Below are 20,204 nucleotides of genomic sequence, written 5' to 3' on the forward strand. Positions count from 1 at the left end.
TAACCCGTGCTCCGGAGCAGTTTTTCAAAAATGGCAGACGGCAATAGATTTTTCCCGGCTTTGCGTCTCATCCTCGCCGCTTTGGTTGCGGGCGTGCTGGCCGGCGCGTTCGCGGTATATGTCAGGGAAAGCAGTTCTGGCAACAAGGCGCCCGCGCAAGTGGCCGCCGGCGGCGGCAAGGACGACGTCGCCTGCGCCGCCAAGACCGACCGTGCCAAGAAGATCGCCGCCGCTGCCACCGGCCAGGTTGCCGCGCTTTTGCCGGCGGATCCGCCGCAATCGCTGAAAAGCCTTGCCTTCAACGGCCCCGACGGCAAGCCGACGACGATCGCCGATCATGCCGGCAAGACGGTGCTGCTCAATCTGTGGGCGACATGGTGCGCACCTTGCCGCGCCGAAATGCCGGCGCTCGATGCGCTGCAGAAGGAGATGGGCAGCGATGCGTTTCAGGTTGTTGCCGTCAACGTCGATGCCGGCGACGATGCCAAACCGAAGAAGTTCCTGGAGGACACCGGCGTCAAGTCGCTCGGCTACTATCGCGATGCCACGATGGCGCTGTTCAACGACGTCAAGACGCGCGGCCTAGCGCTCGGTCTGCCGGTCACCATGCTGATCGATGGGCAAGGCTGCCTGATCGCCCATATGAATGGCCCGGCCGAATGGTCGGGGCCGGATGCCAAGCGTCTGGTCGAGGCGGCGCTTCAGCCGGGATAGGCTCAGACCGTGCGCAGGCGCGGCTTGAGCACGGCAATGCTTGCGCCGCGTCGGCTGGCGGTGCGGATTGCCGGAGCGGCCACGCCCGTCAGTTCCCCGAATGTCTCGATCGGAGCCGGTTTGCCGAGGTAGTAGCCTTGCCCGATCTCGCAAGCCTCGGCGTCCAGGAACTGCAATTCACCCGGCGTCTCGATGCCTTCTGCCAGAACCGGTAGGCCGAGACCGCGTCCAAGCCCCAGCACGGCGCGAACGATCGCCGCGAACTGGGCGTTCTTGTCGACCGATTTGATGAACGACCCGTCGATCTTGATCTTGTCGAAGGGAAAGGCGCTGAGGTTGGACAGCGAAGAATAGCCGGTGCCAAAATCGTCCATCGCCACATGCACGCCAAGCGCCTTGACCTGCCTCAAGGTTGCCAGCGCGCGCGGCATGTCCTTCACCAGGGCCGTTTCGGTGATCTCCAGTTCGAGCCTGCCGGGGGCCAGGCCGGATCTCGTCAATGCGTCGTGCACCTTGCGGCTGAAGTTCGGATTGTGAAGTTGCACGGCGGAGACGTTGACGGCGACCATCAGCGGGTTTGTCCAGCGAACAGCATCGTTACAAGCCGTCGTCAGCACCCAGTCGCCGATCTGCGCGATAGCGCCACTGTCCTCGGCCACGGGGATGAAAACGGCCGGAGAAATGTCACCCCGCTCAGGGTGCTGCCAACGGACCAGGGCTTCGAAGCCGATCATCCTGCCGCCGCGGATCTCCTTCTGCGGCTGATAGACGAGGTGGAACTCCTTGCGGGCGATCGCCTGGCGCAATTCATGCTCCATCACGCGCTTGTCGCGGGCCGCGGTGCCCATGGCTGTCTCGAAAAACCGATAAGTGTCCCTGCCTTCGGTTTTGGCGCGATGGAGTGCCGTGTCGGCATGGCTGATCAGGCCGGCCTGGTCTTCGGCATCCAGCGGAAAGAAGGCGATGCCGATGCTGGCCGAGACGAGGCCGGAGCCGACCGAAACCCTGTTTTCCTCCCGGATCGCCGCCAGCAAGTCCTCGGCTATCCGGCCTGCGGCCAGGGGGTCGGGGAGGTTCGGAGCTATGATGGCAAATTCATCGCCGCCGAGACGCGCGAGCATCTGTCCGTGGCGCGGGATGCCGGAAATGCAGTGCGCCAGCTTCTGCAGCATAGCATCGCCGGCCCCGTGGCCATAGAGGTCGTTGACTTGCTTGAACCGGTCAAGGTCAAGCAGCAGGAGCGCCAGATGTCCATCCTTGCCGCCACGATCCATCGAGGCGAATTCTGCTTCCAGCCGGGAAGAAAAGCTCCGCCGATTGGCAAGCCCGGTAAGCGGATCGAAATGCGCGAGGCGGAGGATCTCTTGTTCTGCCTTCTTGCGCTCACGGATGTCGCGAACGGCAAGCACCGTATGAGGCCTGCCGCAGTAGGTGATTTTCCTGGCGATCAGCTCGACAGGAATTCTCGCCCCGTCGCTGCCCCTTAACTTCGCTTCCTGCGCCTGTTCGCCGAAGCCGGACATATCGGCTGCGCTCTGTCCGTCGAAAAGCTCGCCGAATTGCATCGTGTTCAGGGTGGCTGTCGCTGTTCCGGTCAGCTTCGCCATACTGTCATTGGCGCTGACAATGCGGGTGCCATCGCAAACGATCAGACCTTCCACCGCCGCATTGGCGAGATCGTGCATGCGATCGGCCTCGAGCTTCTGGCGGCGAAAGCGCAGGTCGATCCACAGCGCGGCACCCGATAGTACAAGGATTATCAGGCTGGCGACCGCTGCGGCAAAGGCCTGGGAAATGGGCTCGATGGAATGTTCGGATATTTCAATCGAGGAATCCGGAATGATCGACACCGCAGCCATCGCGATGAAATGCAAGCTGCAAATCGCCAGCGTCAAAAGCGCGGCGCCGCCGAAAGTCGCGAGCGCTGACGGACGGCGCAAGACGACAAGGAGCGCCAGTGCCGCGAGGGTCACGCCGGCCAGAAGCGATATCGCGACAAGGAGCAGGTTCCATACGACCCGGCCTTCGACCTCGAAAGCTGCCATGCCGATGTAGTGCATCGTCGCGATGGCGCCGCCCAGAATGGCGCCACCGACGAGGAAATGGTCGATGCCGCGGCGCAAGGTGGCGACCCACATCCCAAGCGCGGTCATGATAACGGCGGCGGCAAGCGAAAAGGCGGATAATCCCGGATTGTATGCGTTCGGTATTCGCGGCGTAAACGCGGTCATGGCGATGAAATGCGTCGCCCATATGCCGAACCCGGTCGAGGCTGCGGCGATCATCAGCCAGACAAGCCGGTTTCGCTCGGTCGATCGGCCGACATGCTTAAGGAGATTAACCGCTGAGAAGCAAGAAATTCCACAGACGAGTGCGGCAAGCGCAACCAGTCTCGGATCGTGCTGACTTACAATACAATTATAGACCCTCAGCATCCTGGTTCACTCGGTCTGCCAAAACTAACAGGGGAGGTGTGACTGATTAGCTCTTGGAGATTTTAACGAATGGTTAACCCGCGGGCCACGAGGCGGGTCTTTTCGGGGGAAACCCGACGCCGCTGCGCCGAAAAGACGGTGATGTGATTTCTGGCGCCCGGTTTCGGTAGCGAGTGCACTTTAGGAAGGAATGATGTTCATTGATCCGCAATAAAACCGTTGTCCGATTGTCATCAGCGCCACATATTGGCTTTGCGGAAGTGCCCCTTTCGCCAATGACAAACGGGAGATGAAACATGAAGTTCTTCGGCTTTGCGGCCGGTATCGCCGCCACCGTGACCCTGCTTTCCACCACCTCCGCCTTCGCCGTCACGCAGATCAGCTGGTGGCACGCCATGACCGGCGCCAACGCCGAGGTCGTCGCCAAGATCTCCAAGGATTTCAACGCCAGCCAGAGCGACTATGAGCTCGTTCCGGTGTTCAAGGGCACCTATCCGGAGACGCTGAATGCCGGCATCGCTGCCTTTCGTGCCGGGCAAGCGCCCGATATCCTCCAGGTGTTCGACGTCGGCACCGGCGTGATGATGGCGGCCGAGGGTGCGATAAAGCCGGTGGCCGATGTGATGACCGGCGCCGGGATGACTTTCGACAAGAGCCAGTATCTGCCCGGCATCGTCGGCTATTATTCGAAGCCGGACGGCACCATGCTATCGTTCCCCTACAACTCTTCCTCGCCGATCCTCTACTACAACAAGGACATCTTCCAGAAGGCAGGCCTCGACGTGAACAATCCGCCCAAGACGTGGAACGAGGTGTGGGAAGCTGCCAAGAAGATCAAGACGAGCGGCGCCGCCCCTTGCGGCTATACCTCGACCTGGCTGACCTGGATCCACCTGGAGAATTTCGCGGCGTGGAATGACGTGCCTTGGGCCACCCAGCAGAATGGCCTGGCTGGAGGTGATGTCGAACTCAAGATCAATGCGCCGATTTTCGTCAACCACTTCCAGGCGCTAGCTGACCTGGCCAAGGACGGCACGTTCAAATATGGCGGACGCACCTCCGAAGCCAAGCAGATATTCCTCGCCGGCGAATGCGGCATCTTCACCGAATCGTCGGGCGGCCTCGGCGATATCGTCAAGTCCGGCATGAACTATGGCATCGGCCAGCTTCCCTATGATACCGACGCCAAGGGCGCACCACAGAACACGACGCCGGGTGGTGCCAGCCTGTGGGTGTTCGGCAACAAGTCGGACGAGGAATACAAGGGCGTCGCGGCTTTCTTTGCCTATCTGTCCAAGACCGATGTGCAGGAATATCTGCACCAGAAGTCGGGATATTTGCCAGTGACGCTTGCGGCATACGAGGCGACTAAGAAATCAGGCTTCTATGACAAAAACCCCGGCCGCGAGACACCCATCCTGCAGATGACAGGCAAGGCGCCGACCGACAACTCGAAGGGCGTGCGCCTGCCGAATCTGCCGCAGGTGCGTGATATCCAGAATGAGGAGTTGGAGAAGATGCTGGCTGGCCAGCAAACCGCTCAGCAGGCGCTCGACAATGCGGTTGCGCGCGGCAACGCGGCGATCAAGGAAGCGCTGGAGAACTGACGGGATTATCTCGGTTAGTCGGTTGGAATATCGCCCACGCGGGCTCGCGTGGGCGACACCTGGATAGCGAGGGAAATCAGCCTGTCTCCACGCGTCGTCTTTCCCAACAAGATCCTGCCCTACCTGCTGGTGGCGCCACAACTCGCCATCACCCTGGTTTTCTTCTACTGGCCGGCCGGTCAGGCGCTTTACCAGTCGATGCTCAGGCAAGACCCGTTCGGGCTGAAGAGCAGGTTCGTCTGGTTTGCCAATTTCCGGAAGGTGCTGGCCGATCCGGCCTACCTCAACTCGATCAAGGTCACCGTAGTGTTCTCTCTTGCGACCGCGATCGTTGCCATGGTTGTGGCCCTGCTGCTCGCGGTCATGGCCGAGAAGGCCGTGCGCGGCAAAGGCCTCTACCGCACACTGTTGATATGGCCTTACGCCGTGGCGCCGGCGATTGCCGGCATGCTTTGGCTTTTCCTGTTCAATCCCTCGATCGGCTCGTTGGCCTATTTGCTGAGAAGCCTCGGCATCGTATGGGACCCGCTGCTCAACGGCACCCACGCCATGATCCTGCTGGTGTCGGCTGCTGCCTGGAAGCAGATCAGCTACAACTTCCTGTTCTTCGTCGCCGGCCTGCAGGCGGTGCCGAAAACGCTGATCGAAGCGGCGGCCATGGACGGCGCCGGCGAAACCAAGCGCTTCTGGACCATCGTCTTCCCGCTGCTTGCGCCGACAACCTTTTTCCTGCTGGTCGTCAACACCGTCTATGCCCTGTTCGACACGTTCGGCATCGTTCATGCCGTCACCGGCGGCGGGCCGGGCAAGACGACCGAGACGCTGGTCTACAAGGTCTACAATGACGGCTTCGTCAATCTGATCCTGGGCGATTCGGCGGCGCAGTCGGTCATCCTGATGGCCATCGTCATTGCGCTCACAGCGATCCAGTTCCGCTATGTGGAACGCAAAGTCCATTACGGCTGAGGGCAGCGATGATCGGCCAGTCCCCGCTCCGCACCTTCATCGCCCATGCCGTGCTCATCCTCGGCATATTGATCGTGGCTTTTCCGATCTACTACACCTTCGTTGCCTCGACGCACACGCTGCAAACGATCCTCAGGCCGCCCCTGCCGCTCTTGCCCGGCGACCAGCTATGGAACAATTACAGCGAGGCGCTGTTCGGCGGCATCGGTCGTATCGGCGGGGTCAGCGTCGGCAGGCTGCTCCTCAACACCACGATCATGGCGCTCGGCGTTGCGGTGGGAAAGATCTTCATCTCGATCCTGTCGGCCTACGCGATTGTGTTCTTTCGCTTTCCGCTGCGCATGACCTTCTTCTGGCTGATCTTCATCACCTTGATGCTTCCAGTCGAGGTGCGCATCCTGCCGACCTACAAGGTGATGGTCGATCTCGGCATGATCGACACCTATGCCGGCCTGATCGTCCCGCTGATCGCCTCGGCCACCGCAACGCTGCTGTTTCGCCAGTTCTTCATGACCATACCGGGCGAATTGGTCGAGGCGGCGCGTGTCGACGGTGCCGGGCCATGGCGCTTCTTTTTCGATATTCTGGTGCCGCTGTCGCGGACAAACATCGCCGCGCTGTTCGTGATCCTCTTCATCTATGGCTGGACGCAGTATCTTTGGCCGCTGCTCGTCACCAACAGCAACGACATGAACACCATCGTCATCGCGCTGAGAAAGATGGTTTCCTTCGCCGATGCCGACACCCAATGGCACCTGGTGATGGTCACGGCAATGCTGGCCATCGTGCCGCCGATCCTGGTGGTCGTGCTGATGCAACGCTGGTTCGTGCGCGGTCTGGTCGAATCCGAAAAGTGAGAAGCCGATGGCGACCGTGGATCTGAAGGATGTCAGGAAAATCTATCCCAGCGGCGTCGAGGCCGTGAAGGGCGTTTCCATCGCCATTCCCGACAAGGAGCTTTGCGTGCTGGTCGGCCCCTCCGGCTGCGGCAAGTCTACGCTGCTGAGGATGATCGCCGGGCTGGAGACGATTTCTGCCGGTACAGTCGCCATCGACGGCAAGGTGGTCAACGCCATTGGCCCGACCGAGCGCGACATCGCCATGGTGTTCCAGAACTACGCGCTCTACCCACATATGAAGGTCTATGACAACATGGCCTATGGCCTGCGCAACCGCGGCACGCCGAATGACGAGATCGACAGCAGGGTACGCTCGACTGCCAAGGTGCTGGAGCTTTCGGCGCTGCTCGACCGGCGCCCGCGCGAGCTTTCCGGCGGTCAGCGCCAGCGCGTCGCCATGGGTCGCGCCATCGTGCGCAACCCGAAGGTCTTCCTGTTCGACGAACCGCTGTCCAACCTCGATGCGAAATTGCGCGGGCAGATGCGCATCGAGATCAAGAATCTGCAGCGCTCGCTTGGCGTCACCTCGGTTTATGTCACGCACGACCAGCTTGAGGCGATGACGCTGGCCGACATCCTCGTCGTCATGAACGCCGGCCTGGTCGAGCAGACCGGCGCGCCGCTTGATGTGTACGAGAAACCGGCCTCGACCTTCGTCGCTTCGTTCATAGGCGCACCGCCGATGAATCTGCTGGCGCTCACAGGGGCCTCCCCAAGCTCGGTATTGGCGGACGGTACTGTGATTGGCTTGGCGCCTCGACAGGGCAAGGCAGTGACACTAGGCTTTCGTCCGGAGGACGCCGACATCACCTTCGCGGCAGAGGCGCCGGCCGGCGCGCTCGCGCTGCCGGCAACAGTGGAAGCGGTCGAACCGGTCGGTGCCGAAAGCTTTCTCCATTGCGTGGCAGCCGGCAGCCGCATCGTGGTGCGCGTCTCAGGCCGCGCCAGCGCCAAGCCAGGCGACCAATTGCGCGTCGTGGCTAGGTCCGAAAAGCTGCATTGGTTCGATCAGGCAGGCAAACGGGTCGATTGAAGTCGGCCTTGCGCAGAACCGTTCAGGCAAACACATGCGCCTTGCCCGACACGGTCAGCCGGACGATCTCGCCGATCGCCGGCGCGTCCATGCCCGGCTTGCGCAGGATCAACGGCGTATTGCCGATGGCGGCGGCGTCGGGCGGATCGGGGCTGTTCAACAGACGCACCGCGATGGTGCACATCGAGCCGGCGAACTCCGATTCCGTCACCTCGCCGAACAGCATGTCCGGCGTGCCGGACATGCCTTCACGCGATGTGCGTTTCAGCAACACCTGCTCCGGCCGCAGCATGATGCGGGCGACGTCGCGCCGCTCCGAGCTGTCGACAGCGATGCGGCCGAGCGGCGAGATGGCGAAGCCATCGGCGATCCTTGCCGGCAGGACGATGGCGTCGCCAAGGAACTCGGCGACCATCCTGTCCTTCGGCTTGAAATAGAGCTCGCGCGGCGTGCCGACCTGCGAGAATTTGCCGTCGCGCATCACCGCGACCTGGCTGGCGAATGACAGCGCCTCGGCCTGGTCGTGGGTGACCAGGATGGTGGTGATGCCGGCGGTTTCAAGGAGCTCGGCCACGGCCTTGCGCATCGAGGCGCGCAGGCCGGTGTCGAGCGCCGAGAACGGCTCGTCGAGCAGCATCAGCCGCGGCTTCATGGCCATGGCGCGGGCGAGCGCGACGCGCTGCTGCTGGCCACCGGAGAGTTCGTGCGGACGGCGCTTCAGGATACCTTTGTCCAGCCCGACGACATAGGCGAGCTCGGCGATGCGCTCACTGCGCTTTTCCTCGTGACGCCCCATGCCGAAGCCGATATTGGCGGCGATGCTCAGATGCGGGAATAGAGCGCCGTCCTGCGCCACCAGCCCGATGCCGCGGCGATGCGCCGGCACGGCCGTGTCGCCATCGGCCAGCACCTCGCCATCAAGCACGATGCGGCCCTGGTCCGGCGCCTCGAAGCCGGCGATCAGCCGCAGCAAGGTGGTCTTGCCGCAACCGGACGGCCCGACGATTGCCGTACGGCTGCCGCTGGCCACGCTGAGGTCGACGCCGGCAAGTGCTGCGACGGGCCCGTAGTGCTTGTGGATGCCGCTCAGCTCGAGAAAGCTCATCGCCCGGCCATCCGCTTCGACTGGACGTAGAGCAACCAGGTCAAAGGCAGCGACATCGCCACCATGATCAGGGCATAAGGCGCCGCCGACGCATAGTCGATCTCGCCGCTATAGGACCAGAACGCCATGGCCAGCGTGCGGGTGCCGTTGGGCGCCAGCATCTGGGTTGCGGTCAATTCGTTCATGATACCCAGCGCGACCAACGCCATGCCGGCTGCGGCACCCGGCGCCGACAGGCGGATGGTCGTCGACCACAGCGCCTTGAGCGGCGACCGGCCGAGGCTGGAGGCGGCGCGTTCGAGCTCGACCGGCGCCTGTGCGATCGACGCCCTGAGGCTAATCAGAGCGCGCGGCAGGAACATCAGCGCATAGGCGACCAGGATGGTGAACAGGGTCTGGTAGAGCGGCATGGCGATACGCACGGCGATGGTGACCAGCGCCAGGGCGATGACAACGCCGGGCAACGCGCCGACGATATAGTTGCAGCCCTCCAGGACGCGTTGCAGCCGCCCCGGCGCGCGGATCGAAATCCACGCCATCGGCATTGCCGCGACGGTGGCGAGCAGCGCGCCGGCAATTGCTAGGAACAGCGTTTGGCCAAGCGCCAGGCCGATCTCGTCGAGCCGCCAGACATCGGCGCCGCCGGCCATGAGCCAGCGGCCGATAGTGGCGAACGGCACGCCGAGCGCCAGCAGCGTGGTAATGGCAGGCAGCAGCAGGCAAGGAATGGTGGCGCGCCCAAGGCCCGTGCGCTGCTGCTGGCGCGCAGCACCCGAACCGACGCGGGCATAGCGCTCCTCGCCGCGCACCAGCACCTCCAGCCCGAGCAGCACAAGGCAGCAGGTCACCAGCACGCCGGCCAGCATGTTGGCGGCGGGACCGTTGAAGGTCGACTGGAACTGGTCGACGATCGCGGTGGTGAAGGTGTCGAAGCGGATGAAGACATAGAGCCCGTATTCGGCCAGGAGATGCAGGCCGACCAGCAGGGAGCCGCCGCAAATGGCGAGCCGGAGCTGCGGCAGCACGACACGCCTGAACACACGCCACGGGCCGAGACCAAGGGCTGCCGCTGCATCCTCGAGAGCGGGATCGAGCCGGCGCAATGCCGCCGCCACCGGCAGATAAAGGAAGGGGAAATAGGCGATGACCGACACAAGCACGCCGGCCCACAGGCCGTGCAGTCTGGGCACCATGGTGACCCAGGCGTAACTGTGGACGAAGGCCGGAATGGCGAGCGGCGCCACCGACAGCCAGGCCCATAGGCGGGCACCCGGCAGATCGCTGCGCTCGGTCAGCCAGGCCAGCATGACCGACAGCACGATCGAGATCGGCACCGCCAACACCACCAGCAGGCTGGTGTTGACCAGAAGTTCGCCGACGCGCGGCCTGAACACCAGCGCCGCCACCGTTTCCCAGCCGGTCTGCACCGCCACCCAGACGATGAAGGCAAGCGGCAGCAGCGCGAAAAGCGAGACAAAGACGGCAGCCAACGCAATCCATGAGACCGACCAACGACGTGCCCGCACGGCCGTGGCGTCGGCCGGCAAGCCTGGGCGTGCGAGATCGATCGCGGATTGCATCAGATCAGACGTTGCGCCAGCTCCGCCCGGAGGCGGAAACGATCGGCGGCGGATAATCTCGCGGGTAGCTTGTGGTCATAGGCAAATGCCATCTTGAAAACAGAGCGCTCCTGTGGAAAGCGAATTCCCACAGGAGCGCAGTCGGTTGCCCTTTTAGGACGAACGCCGGCTAAAGCAAGCCGGCCGCCGTCATCAGGTCGGTCACCTTTTTCGAGTTCAGCGTCGTCGGGTCGACTTTCGGCGCCTGCAGATCGGCCAGCGGCACCAGCTTCGGATTGGACTCGGCGCCCTTGCCGACTGCGTATTCGAACGAATCGCCTGTTTTCAGCACGTCCTGGCCGCCATTGCCGGTGACCCATTTCAGGAAAGCCTGCGCTTCCTTCGGGTGCTTGCTCGAGGCCAGCACGCCGCCGCCGGAAATCGAGACGAAAGCACCGGGATCCTGATGCTTGAAATAGTGCAACTCGACGTTCTTGCTGTTCTCGCCGGTCTTGGCCTGATCGCCGTAGTAGTAATAGTGATAGATCACGCCGCCTTCGACCTCGCCGGCATTGACCGCCTTCATCACCGTGCTGTTGCCCTTATAGGCGGTAAAATTCTCCTTCATCGCCTTCAGCCATTCGGCCGTCGCCGCCTCACCCTTGAGCTGCAGAAGCGCGCTGACGATCGCCTGGAAATCGGCGCCGGAGGGCGAAGCGGCCCAGCGGCCCTTCCAGCTCGGATCGGCGAGATCGAGCAGCGATTTGGGCAGCTGGTCGGCGCTCAGCTTGGTCTTGTTGTAGGCAAAGACGGTGCTGCGCGCGGCGACGCCGACCCATTTGCCGCTCGCCGGCTGGTACTCCTGCGGAACCTGGGCCAGCGTCTCGGTGCCGACCGGTGCGAACAGGCCGGCCGCCTCGACTAATGCCATGGCCGGCGAATTCTCCGTCAGGAATACATCGGCGGGCGAAGCGGTGCCTTCCGCAACGATCTGATTGGAGAAATCGCTGTCGCCGCCATTGCGGACGGTAACCTTGATGCCGGTTTCCTTGGTGAATCCCTCCGCCCAGGCCTTGGTCAGGTTTTCGTGCTGGGCGTTGTAGACGACGATGCCCTCGTCCTCTGCTATTGCCGGGCCGGCGATCAGGCTGATTGCAAGTGCTGTCGCACCGGCAAGGGCGGAAAGAGCATATTTCATGGCGTCGTCCTCGATTTCGATGGTCTTTGGCTTGGCACGCTGCACCTACCAATACCTGACTGGTGCAGTCAACATTGCTGGCCCACTCAATCGCTCAAAAGGAGCAAACTTTCGTGATGCTCAGCTAATTTGCCTTGGACATTATTTCGCCGGCCCCGTAACAAATCAGCGCCGAGACGCGAATATCGGGGAGTGAACTCTTGTGAGCGGCAAGGACGAAGCCGAGCTTTCACGCCTGCTGCGGGCCGCGATCGCCGGAGACGAAAGGGCCTATGCCGACTTTCTGCACCGGATCGCCGCGCTCGTTCGTGGCTTTGCCCGGCGCAAGATCGTGCAGGGCGGGGTGGATCCCGAGGATGTCGTGCAGGAAACCTTGCTGGCCATTCATGTGAAACGACACACCTGGCGCCATGATGCGCCGGTGCTGCCTTGGGTCTATGCAATAGCCCGCTTCAAGCTGATCGATGCGTTCCGGCGGCGCGGTCGGCGGATCGAGATCGAGATCGACGAAATCGCCGAGACCTTTGCCGAGCCGGAATCGGAGACGGTGAGCGAGCGCGACATCAACCGGGCGCTCGACAGCCTGTCGCCGGCACAGCGTTCCGTCGTCTCGGCCGTATCGGTCGAAGGCCGGTCAATCGGTGAGACCGCGGCCAAATTCGGCATCAGCGAGACGGCTGTGCGGGTGTCACTGCACCGCGGGCTTGCCGCCATTGCCAAACGGTTCAGGGCGGGGCGGGAATAACATGAGGACCGAAGATCTCATCAAGGCGCTCGACGCCGATGCCCGCAGCAAGGCGCTGCCGCTAGGCACCACCTGGTGGCTTGCCACCGGCGCGGCCATCGTGATCGCGGCCGCGGTTTTCTGGCTGACGATCGGCCCGCGCCCCGACATCGCGATCGCCATGCACACGATGCGGTTCCTGTCCAAATTCGTCTTCACGATTGCTCTTGCCGCCAGCGCCTTTGTCCTGGTGCGTGGGCTGTCGACGCCCGGTGCATCGACCGGCCGGGCGGTGAGCTGGATGGTCGCCGCGCCGCTGCTGGTGATTGTGGCTGTGATTCTCGAACTCTTCGCCGTGCCTGCGTCCGACTGGGGCACGCGCCTGGTCGGCACGAACATGGTCATCTGCCTGACCTTCATTCCGTTGATCGGGATCGGCCCGCTTGCCGTCTTTCTCGCGGTGCTGCGCCATGGCGCGCCGACAAGGCCGGTGCTTGCCGGTGCGGCCGCGGGCCTGCTTGCCGGCGGGCTGGCGGCGACCTTCTATGCGGCGCATTGCTTCGACGATTCGCCGCTTTTCGTCGGCACCTGGTATACGATCGCGGTCGCCATCCTTGCCGTGCTCGGGGCGCTCGGCGGACGACTTTTTGTGCGCTGGTAGCGAGGCGATCAGCGTGTCGGAACGGGATGCTCGCCGCGATAGTCGTAGAAGCCGCGGCCGGTCTTGCGGCCGAGCCAGCCAGCCTCGACATATTTGACCAGCAGCGGGCAGGGGCGGTATTTCGAATCCGACAGCCCGTCATGCAGCACCTGCATGATCGACAGGCAGGTATCGAGCCCGATGAAATCGGCAAGCTGCAGCGGCCCCATCGGATGGTTGGCGCCGAGCTTCATGGCGGTATCGATGGCGTCGACCGAGCCGACACCTTCATAGAGCGTGTAGATCGCCTCGTTGATCATCGGCAGCAGGATGCGGTTGACGATGAAGGCCGGGAAATCCTCCGAGACGGTTATCGTCTTGTCGAGCTGCTTCACATAGGTTTTTGCCGCCTCGAAGGTCTGGTCCTCGGTGGCGATGCCGCGCACCAGTTCGACCAGCTTCATCACCGGAACCGGATTCATGAAATGTATGCCGATGAAGCGTTCCGGCCGGTCGGTTTGTGAAGCCAGCCGTGTGATCGAGATCGATGACGTGTTCGTCGCCAGGATGGCCTCGGGGTTGAGCTGCGGGCAGAGCTGGGCATAGATCTTGCGCTTGACCGTCTCGTCCTCGGTCGCTGCTTCGATCACCAGATCGGCGCCCGCAAGGTCGGCCATGGCCGGTGCCGACGAAATGCGCGCCATCGCCTCATTGCGCAGCTTTTCCTCGAGTTTGCCGGAGCCGACCTGACGGGCCATGTTGCCGCTGATCGTAGCGATGCCCTTTTCGATGCGGTCGGGCGAAATATCGTAAACCAGCACCTTGTAGCCCGCCAGCGCCGACACATGGGCGATGCCGCCACCCATCTGGCCCGCGCCGATGATGCCGATCGTCTCGATCTTGCTCATTACCCGATCCCGTCGAGGCCTTTGCGGCCCGTTTTTTGTGCAGTGCAAACTAAAAGGGCGGGGCGACTTCGTCTACCCCACCCCTCAGAATTTAATACGCTTTGGCAGAAGGCGTCAAAGCGCCTTTTGCAGTTCCGGCAGAATGACGAAGAGATCGCCGACGAGACCGTAGTCGGCGACCTGGAAGATCGGCGCTTCCTCGTCCTTGTTGATGGCAACGATCACCTTCGAATCCTTCATGCCGGCAAGGTGCTGGATGGCACCGGAGATGCCGACGGCAATATAAAGGTCGGGCGCTACCACCTTGCCGGTCTGGCCGACCTGCCAGTCGTTCGGCGCATAGCCGGCATCGACGGCGGCGCGAGATGCGCCAACCGCCGCACCGAGCTTGTCGGCGACCGGCAGGATGACCTCCTGGAACTTCTCGGAGGAGCCCAGCGCACGGCCGCCCGAGATGATGATCTTGGCCGAGGTCAGCTCTGGACGGTCGGTCTCGGAGAGCTTGTTCTCGACAAAGCTCGACAGGCCGGGATTGGCCGCCGCCTGGACCGTCTCGACCGGCGCGGAACCGCCCTCGGGTGCTGCCTGGAAGGAAGCGGTACGCACCGTGATGACCTTCTTAGCGTCACTGGACTGCACCGTCTGGATGGCGTTGCCGGCATAGATCGGCCGCTTGAAGGTGTCGGGCGACACGACTTCGATGATTTCAGATATTTGGGCGACATCGAGCAGCGCTGCCACGCGGGGCGCGACGTTCTTGCCCGACGAGGTCGCCGGCGCGATGATCGTCTCGTATGGCTCAGCAAGCGAAACGACGAGTGCCGCCAGCGGTTCGGCGAGACGCTCGGTCAGTTCGTCGGCGTCGGCGAGCAGCACCTTGGTGACGCCCTTGAGCTTGGCGGCGGCGTCCGCTGTCGGCTTGGCACCTTTGCCGGCAACCAGCACATGCACGTCCGAACCGATCTGCAGCGCCGCCGAAAGCGCCTTGGCGGTCTGGTCGGAAAGCGCAGCGTTGTCGTGTTCGGCAATCAGAAGAATTGTCATTTTTTATCCCTTCCTGGCCTTACAGCACGCCGGCTTCGTTTTTCAGCTTGTCTAACAGTTCGGCGACGCTCTTGACCTTGACGCCCGCCTTGCGGCCGCCCGGCTCCTCGGTCTTGATCACTTTAAGCCGCGGCTTGACGTCGGCGCCGTAATCGGCAGGGCTCTTCTCGTCGAGCGGCTTCTTCTTGGCCTTCATGATGTTGGGCAGAGACGCGTAGCGTGGCTGGTTCAGCCGCAAATCGGCCGTGACGATCGCCGGCATCTTCAGTTCCAGCGTCTGCAGGCCGCCATCGACCTCGCGCGTCACCGTGGCTTTGTCACCGTCGAGCACGATCTTGGAGGCGAAGGTGCCCTGCGCCCAGCCGAGAAGTGCGGCCAGCATCTGGCCGGTCTGGTTGGAATCGTCGTCGATCGCCTGCTTGCCGAGAATGACAAGGCCGGGCTGTTCTGCCTCGACGACGCCCTTCAGCACCTTGGCGACGCCCAGCGGCTCAGTCTGCTCGTCGGTCTTGACCAGGATGGCGCGGTCGGCGCCCATGGCGAGCGCCGTGCGCAAGGTCTCCTGTGCCTGCTGCGGCCCGATCGACACGACGATGATCTCTTCGGCCTTGCCAGCTTCCTTCAGCCGGATCGCCTCTTCGACCGCGATCTCGTCGAACGGGTTCATCGCCATCTTGACGTTGGCGAGTTCCACCGCCGAACCGTCCGCCTTAACCCGGACCTTGACGTTCGCATCCACAACCCGCTTCACGGGCACAAGGATCTTCATTTGCCTGTCACCTCTTTCACGATAGTCTCTTCACGCTCGTCGGGCGCGCTATAGCAGCGTGCACCTCTTCAGAGTTGTCGAAAGCCGACATTCCGGACGGAATTCTGGTCTTCGCCACGCCAGTAGGGTGGCGCTTCCGTAGTTGCGGCGACCCCGCGCGTCAATATCGGGGCGCACTCGGATCCTCGGCGAAGCACTCAAATCGGTTCAGTCCGGACCGGAAACGGTCCCCCGGCCCCAGCGCGGCGCCGGCTGCGCAGGTTGTGGGTCGCTTGGCGCCGGCTCCACGGCTACGGGCACCGGACCGGCAACCACGGCCGGCTCCTCGTCTGCGCCGGCGAGTAGCGGTACGCCGCGGCTGCGCAAGACAAGCACCAGCACGGCTCCAGCGATGATGCCGCCAATATGGCAGGCCCAGGAAACCTGATCCTCGCCCCCCTGGGCGAACATGAAGATCTGGAACAGGATCCACAGGATCAGCGGGATGAAGGCCGGGATGCGCAACGGGATGCGCGCGAAGACCAGCACCCATACCTTCACCCGCGGATAAAGGATCAGATAGGCGGCGACCACACCGGCGATGGCGCCCGACGCGCCAATCAGCGGCACCTGCGAATCCCAGGCAACCAGACCCTGGAAGAAAGCGCCGGCGATGGCGCAAAGCAGGTAGAAGACGAGGTAGCGGACATGGCCGAGTGCATCCTCGACATTGTCGCCGAACACCCACAGGAACAGCATGTTGCCGCCGAGGTGGAAGATATCCGCGTGCAGGAAGGAATAGGTCAGATAGCTCAGGCTCTCCGGAATGACGACAAATTGCGGAGCGAGCTCGACGCTGTCATGCACAACCGACGGGATGAAACCGAGGCCCAGCACCGCGGCGTTGGCGAAATCCTCGCCGCCCAGTGTGGTGACAAAGTAGATCAGCACGTTGAGCGCGATCAGGCTGATCGTCACATATTGCAGCTTGATGTGCCGCAGCCGGTTGGTGTCGTAAAGCGGGATGAACATCGGGCCTCTCCCGCTTCCGGCGGATTCAGCGGTTCTTGCCGGGAACCCATAGCACGTCGGCATTTCCATTGTCATTGACCGCGCGTGCGGCGACGAACAGAAAGTCCGAGACACGGTTGATGTATCTTATCGCCTCGCGGTTGACGTGCTCGTCCGGGTCTTGCGACAGCGCCACCATGATGCGCTCGGCGCGGCGGGCCACCGTGCGGGCGAGGTGAAGGGCAGCCGCTGCCGGCGTACCGCCGTTGAGCACGAAGGATTTGAGCGGCTCAAGGTCCTTGTTGAGGAGATCGATATCCTGTTCGATGCGGTCGGTCTGCGAGGCGATGATGCGCAACGGCTCGTAGTCGAGCGGCTTGCCATTATCGGGGACTGCCAGATCGGCGCCGAGGTCGAAAAGGTCGTTCTGGATGCGGCCGAGCATCGCATCGATCGCCGGATTTACTGCCGCGGTATGAATGCGGGCCATGCCGATGCAGGCATTGGCCTCGTCGACGGTGCCGTAGGCGTCGATGCGAAGGTCGGATTTCAGCCGCCGCTCGCCAGAGCCGAGGCCTGTGGTGCCATCGTCGCCAGTGCGGGTGTAGATCTTGTTGAGCTTGACCACGGGTTACCTCCCGGCTGGTGGCTGCTGCGTCACTTACGGGTGAAATACACCGCCAGCATGATCAGCACCAAGGCCACGAACTGCAAGAGCACGCGCGTCTGCATCAGTTTGTTGGAGGTCATGCTGGAGCCGCCGCGCATCATGTTGATGAGGCCGCGGATCAGTACGATCACCACGGCGACCATAACGAGAACGGCGAGGATGTTGAAGACGGTTGCCATGGTGTGTTCCAGTTGGATTGCGTTCAGGCGCGTTTGGCGAGCAGACGGTAGAGTGCCGATGACGGCAGGATGCGTTTAAGGATCGCGCCGATCCTGGCCGGCACAGTTACCACATAATGCGGGCGCGGGCGCCGCGACAGAAGCGCATGATGCAAGGCGGAATAAACCACCTCCGGCCCGGGCTTCAGCCGCGATGTGCTGCCGCCGGCCCGCAGCCGTTTGAGTTGCGCCGCATAGGCGAGGCGATGAACGGACTTCTCGTGATCGATATTTGCCAGGAACCACGCAAGGCTGTTGCTGGCGATCTTCGATTTCACCGGCCCCGGCTCGATCAGCGAAACATGGATTCCGCTGCCGAGGAGTTCTTGGTAGAGGGACAGCATCAGCCCTTCGATAGCGTGCTTCGATGCCGAGTAGGCGCCGCGGAAAGGCACCGGCGCCAGGCCGAGGATCGACGAGCAATGAACGAGACGACCATGGCCTTGGCGGCGCATCACCGGTACGACACGGCGAGTGAGGTCATGCCAGCCAAAGACATTGGCCTCGAACTGCTGCCGTAAAGCCTCGACCGGCAGGTCCTCGACGGCGCCGGGCTGTCCGTAGGCGCCATTGTTGAAGAGCGCATCGAGCCGGCCGTCGGTCCGTTCCAGCACCGACGCCACCAGCGCCTCGATCGATCCGGACTCGGTGTAGTCCAGATAAAAGGCCTCGATGCCGTCGGCCTCGAGCGCAGCGATATCTTCGGGCTTTCGGGCCGTTGCGAACACCCGCCAGCCTTCCTTCTTAAGAGCATGGGCGCAATAGTCGCCTATACCGGAAGAGGCACCTGTGACAATGATGGTGCGCAACTCTTCTCCGGGAGGAATGGTGGTTTGACCTAGGGTTGTCATTTACCGCAAACCCTTCCCATATTCGCGGCGTCGGGACAATCGAAGGGAACGCGGTTCTTGTTGCGGAAGATCGTAGCCCTCAAACGCGTCCTCTACGACGCGCTCGGCCATTTCAACACCGACGACGGCTGGGCAATGGCCAGCCATCTGGCGATCACCGCGCTGATGGCGCTTTTTCCTTTCCTGATCTTCGCCACGACGCTGGCGAGTTTTTTCGGCGCGCAGGCTTTCGCCGACACCGCCGTGCACCTTGTGTTCGACACATGGCCCGAGCAGATCGCCAAACCGATCGCGCGCGAGGTGCTCAACGTGCTTACCGTCCGGCGCAGTGACCTGTTGACCTACGGTATCGTGCTTGCCGGATATTTCGCCTCGAACGGCATCGAGGCGCTGCGCACCTCGCTCAACCGGGCCTATCGTGTCTCGGAAACGCGCGGCATCATCTATCGGCGGGTGCAGAGCATCATCTTCGTGCTGATCGCGACGGCCGGGTTTTTGGCCATCAGCGTGCTGCTGGTCTTCGCGCCATTGCTGGCACGGCTGGCCGAGTCGCATTTCGAATGGATAAAACCCTATATGGGCACGATCACGCTGTGGCGTTACGTCATCGCCTCTGTAGTCATCATCGGCGGCCTGTTCGCCGTGCATTTCTGGTTGCCGGCCGGCAAGCGCCGCCTCGTTTCGATCGTGCCTGGCATCATCTTCACGCTGGTCGGCTGGCTCATCGGGTCGACCATCTTCGCCGCCTATCTCGATCATTTCTCGTCCTATGTGACGACCTATGCCGGCCTCGCCTCGATCATGATCGCCGTCGTGTTCCTCTATATCGTCTCAGCGATCTTCATCCTCGGTGGCGAGCTCAACGCCGCGATCAGCCGCTATTTAGAGGCGCGTGCCCGCGTCGGCGGCTGAGCCGTCGCCAGCCCGACGCCGAGCGTCGCGATCGCCATGCCGGCGATCTGGAGCGGGCTCAAGTGCTCACCGAACAATGCCCAGGCGATGACCGCGGTGACAGCCGGCACGAGGTAAAACAGCGAGGCGACCTTCGACATTTCGCCGTCGCGGATCATCACCATCAACAGGAAGATGGCGCCGATCGACAGCACCAGCACGAGCCAGGTCATGGCGAAGATCAGCTCGCCGTTGACGATGACCGTTCGGGTCTCGAAGGCGAGCGAGGCCAGAGCCATCACCGATGCGCCGCCGACATATTGCCAGAACGTGGCAGCCACCAGATCGCCGCCGGAAGCAAAGCGCTTCTGCCAGATGGTGCCGGCGCTCATGCCGAGTACCGAGACCAGCGAGGCGCCCAGTGTCTCGGCCGTCACGCCGCCGCCGAGCGCACCGAGCTTCGGCCAAAGCACGATCACCACGCCGATCAACCCGAGGCCGAGACCGGCCCAGTGGCGCGGCAGGATGGCCTCGCCGAGAAGCCGGCCGGCGAGCACTGCCGTGATCAGCGGCTGCAGGCCGACGATCAGGGCTGAAAGTCCGGCGGGCATGCCCCGGTGGATTGCCCAGAACACGCCGCCGAGATAGATGCCATGCATCAGGATGCCGGCACCGGTCGCGTGCAGCGCCTCATCGCGGGTGGCGCGGCTCGAACCAAGTGCGGCCATCAAAGCGACAAGCAGGATTGCGGCCAGGACAAAGCGCGCGGCCAGGAACGTAAAGGGCTCCGCCCACGGCATGGCATAGCGCGCGCCGATGAAGCCGGTCGCCCACAGGACGACGAAAGAGGCGGGGATGAACCGCTTGAGGCTGTGCATTTCCGGAGGCCGCGATGAATTCGGGTGAGGGATCGACTGCGGCGACTGCTTAATGCCGTTCGGGCCGGCAAGCAAAACCAAACGGTTGATCCATAGAGTCATTTG

At 62.8% G+C, this 20,204-nt stretch carries 20 protein-coding genes; 8 read left to right on the plus strand and 12 right to left on the minus strand.

The annotated features are described in order from the left end of the window. The first annotated feature begins 30 nt into the window (after positions 1–30). Positions 31–714 (plus strand): thiol:disulfide interchange protein TlpA, encoded by a 684-nt coding sequence (tlpA, locus tag NKI54_RS28605; RefSeq protein ID WP_352634020.1) that lies wholly within the window; start codon positions 31–33, stop codon positions 712–714. A gap of 2 nt (positions 715–716) precedes the next feature. On the opposite strand, the gene NKI54_RS28610 is transcribed toward tlpA, so the two are convergent. After that, positions 717–3,149 carry a bifunctional diguanylate cyclase/phosphodiesterase gene (locus NKI54_RS28610; protein ID WP_352634018.1) on the minus strand — a complete coding sequence of 811 codons (2,433 nt, stop codon included), beginning with the start codon at positions 3,147–3,149 and terminating at the stop codon, positions 717–719. 296 nt (positions 3,150–3,445) lie between these two features. On the opposite strand from NKI54_RS28610, the gene ugpB reads away from it, so the two are divergent. From ugpB to ugpC, 4 genes are all read left to right on the plus strand, one after another. Beyond that, on the plus strand, positions 3,446–4,756 hold the full coding sequence (ugpB, locus tag NKI54_RS28615; RefSeq protein WP_352634016.1) for a sn-glycerol-3-phosphate ABC transporter substrate-binding protein UgpB: 1,311 nt from the start codon (positions 3,446–3,448) through the stop codon (positions 4,754–4,756). A gap of 81 nt (positions 4,757–4,837) precedes the next feature. Beyond that, positions 4,838–5,722 carry a sn-glycerol-3-phosphate ABC transporter permease UgpA gene (ugpA, locus tag NKI54_RS28620; RefSeq protein ID WP_023677936.1) on the plus strand — a complete coding sequence of 295 codons (885 nt, stop codon included), beginning with the start codon at positions 4,838–4,840 and terminating at the stop codon, positions 5,720–5,722. An 8-nt stretch (positions 5,723–5,730) separates the two neighbouring features. Continuing rightward, positions 5,731–6,579, plus strand: a complete 849-nt coding sequence (gene ugpE, locus NKI54_RS28625; RefSeq protein ID WP_023677937.1) for a sn-glycerol-3-phosphate ABC transporter permease UgpE — start codon at positions 5,731–5,733, stop codon at positions 6,577–6,579. A 7-nt stretch (positions 6,580–6,586) separates the two neighbouring features. Beyond that, entirely contained in the window at positions 6,587–7,654 is a 1,068-nt protein-coding gene (ugpC, locus tag NKI54_RS28630) for a sn-glycerol-3-phosphate ABC transporter ATP-binding protein UgpC (protein ID WP_352452447.1), read from the plus strand. Positions 7,655–7,676: 22 nt separating this feature from the next. Here ugpC and NKI54_RS28635 read toward each other — a convergent pair whose 3' ends face one another. The 3 genes from NKI54_RS28635 to NKI54_RS28645 all read right to left on the minus strand — a co-directional run bounded on the left by NKI54_RS28635 (position 7,677) and on the right by NKI54_RS28645 (position 11,516). Further along, positions 7,677–8,759 (minus strand): ABC transporter ATP-binding protein, encoded by a 1,083-nt coding sequence (locus NKI54_RS28635; RefSeq protein WP_023677939.1) that lies wholly within the window; start codon positions 8,757–8,759, stop codon positions 7,677–7,679. After that, entirely contained in the window at positions 8,756–10,339 is a 1,584-nt protein-coding gene (locus NKI54_RS28640) for an ABC transporter permease (RefSeq protein ID WP_352577202.1), read from the minus strand. Before NKI54_RS28640 ends, NKI54_RS28635 begins: the two co-directional genes overlap by 4 nt. Before the next feature lie 169 nt (positions 10,340–10,508). Next, positions 10,509–11,516, minus strand: a complete 1,008-nt coding sequence (locus tag NKI54_RS28645) for an iron ABC transporter substrate-binding protein (protein ID WP_352577252.1) — start codon at positions 11,514–11,516, stop codon at positions 10,509–10,511. Between the two features lie 202 nt (positions 11,517–11,718). Between NKI54_RS28645 and NKI54_RS28650 the strand changes: the two genes are divergently transcribed. Both NKI54_RS28650 and NKI54_RS28655 read left to right on the plus strand, forming a co-directional pair. Beyond that, positions 11,719–12,261 carry a sigma-70 family RNA polymerase sigma factor gene (locus NKI54_RS28650; RefSeq protein ID WP_352570551.1) on the plus strand — a complete coding sequence of 181 codons (543 nt, stop codon included), beginning with the start codon at positions 11,719–11,721 and terminating at the stop codon, positions 12,259–12,261. A gap of 1 nt (position 12,262) precedes the next feature. Next, complete coding sequence (locus NKI54_RS28655) at positions 12,263–12,901, plus strand: NrsF family protein (protein ID WP_352593919.1); 639 nt, start codon at positions 12,263–12,265, stop codon at positions 12,899–12,901. Between the two features lie 8 nt (positions 12,902–12,909). On the opposite strand, the gene NKI54_RS28660 is transcribed toward NKI54_RS28655, so the two are convergent. The 7 genes from NKI54_RS28660 to NKI54_RS28690 all read right to left on the minus strand — a co-directional run bounded on the left by NKI54_RS28660 (position 12,910) and on the right by NKI54_RS28690 (position 18,330). Further along, a complete protein-coding gene (locus tag NKI54_RS28660) occupies positions 12,910–13,788 on the minus strand; it encodes a 3-hydroxybutyryl-CoA dehydrogenase (protein ID WP_352528900.1) in 879 nt (292 codons plus the stop codon). A 114-nt stretch (positions 13,789–13,902) separates the two neighbouring features. Then, on the minus strand, positions 13,903–14,832 hold the full coding sequence (locus NKI54_RS28665) for an electron transfer flavoprotein subunit alpha/FixB family protein (RefSeq protein ID WP_352634011.1): 930 nt from the start codon (positions 14,830–14,832) through the stop codon (positions 13,903–13,905). Positions 14,833–14,851: 19 nt separating this feature from the next. Continuing rightward, entirely contained in the window at positions 14,852–15,601 is a 750-nt protein-coding gene (locus tag NKI54_RS28670) for an electron transfer flavoprotein subunit beta/FixA family protein (protein WP_352456678.1), read from the minus strand. 207 nt (positions 15,602–15,808) lie between these two features. Further along, a complete protein-coding gene (locus NKI54_RS28675) occupies positions 15,809–16,612 on the minus strand; it encodes a rhomboid family intramembrane serine protease (RefSeq protein ID WP_352456677.1) in 804 nt (267 codons plus the stop codon). 25 nt (positions 16,613–16,637) lie between these two features. Beyond that, the gene (locus tag NKI54_RS28680; protein WP_023677949.1) at positions 16,638–17,219 is read right to left on the minus strand and encodes a cob(I)yrinic acid a,c-diamide adenosyltransferase; all 582 of its coding nucleotides are present in this window, start codon (positions 17,217–17,219) and stop codon (positions 16,638–16,640) included. A gap of 29 nt (positions 17,220–17,248) precedes the next feature. Then, a complete protein-coding gene (locus tag NKI54_RS28685) occupies positions 17,249–17,440 on the minus strand; it encodes a twin transmembrane helix small protein (RefSeq protein WP_023677950.1) in 192 nt (63 codons plus the stop codon). Positions 17,441–17,463: 23 nt separating this feature from the next. Continuing rightward, positions 17,464–18,330, minus strand: coding sequence for an SDR family oxidoreductase (locus tag NKI54_RS28690; RefSeq protein WP_352634008.1), 867 nt, complete (start codon positions 18,328–18,330; stop codon positions 17,464–17,466). Positions 18,331–18,387: 57 nt separating this feature from the next. Between NKI54_RS28690 and NKI54_RS28695 the strand changes: the two genes are divergently transcribed. After that, positions 18,388–19,242, plus strand: a complete 855-nt coding sequence (locus tag NKI54_RS28695; protein ID WP_031212039.1) for a YihY/virulence factor BrkB family protein — start codon at positions 18,388–18,390, stop codon at positions 19,240–19,242. On the opposite strand, the gene NKI54_RS28700 is transcribed toward NKI54_RS28695, so the two are convergent. Then, positions 19,209–20,099 carry a DMT family transporter gene (locus tag NKI54_RS28700; protein ID WP_352456675.1) on the minus strand — a complete coding sequence of 297 codons (891 nt, stop codon included), beginning with the start codon at positions 20,097–20,099 and terminating at the stop codon, positions 19,209–19,211. The genes NKI54_RS28695 and NKI54_RS28700 overlap by 34 nt on opposite strands. Positions 20,100–20,204 lie beyond the last annotated feature (105 nt).

The sequence above is a fragment of the Mesorhizobium sp. M0663 genome (genome assembly GCF_040320585.1).
Taxonomy (GTDB): Bacteria; Pseudomonadota; Alphaproteobacteria; order Rhizobiales; family Rhizobiaceae; genus Mesorhizobium.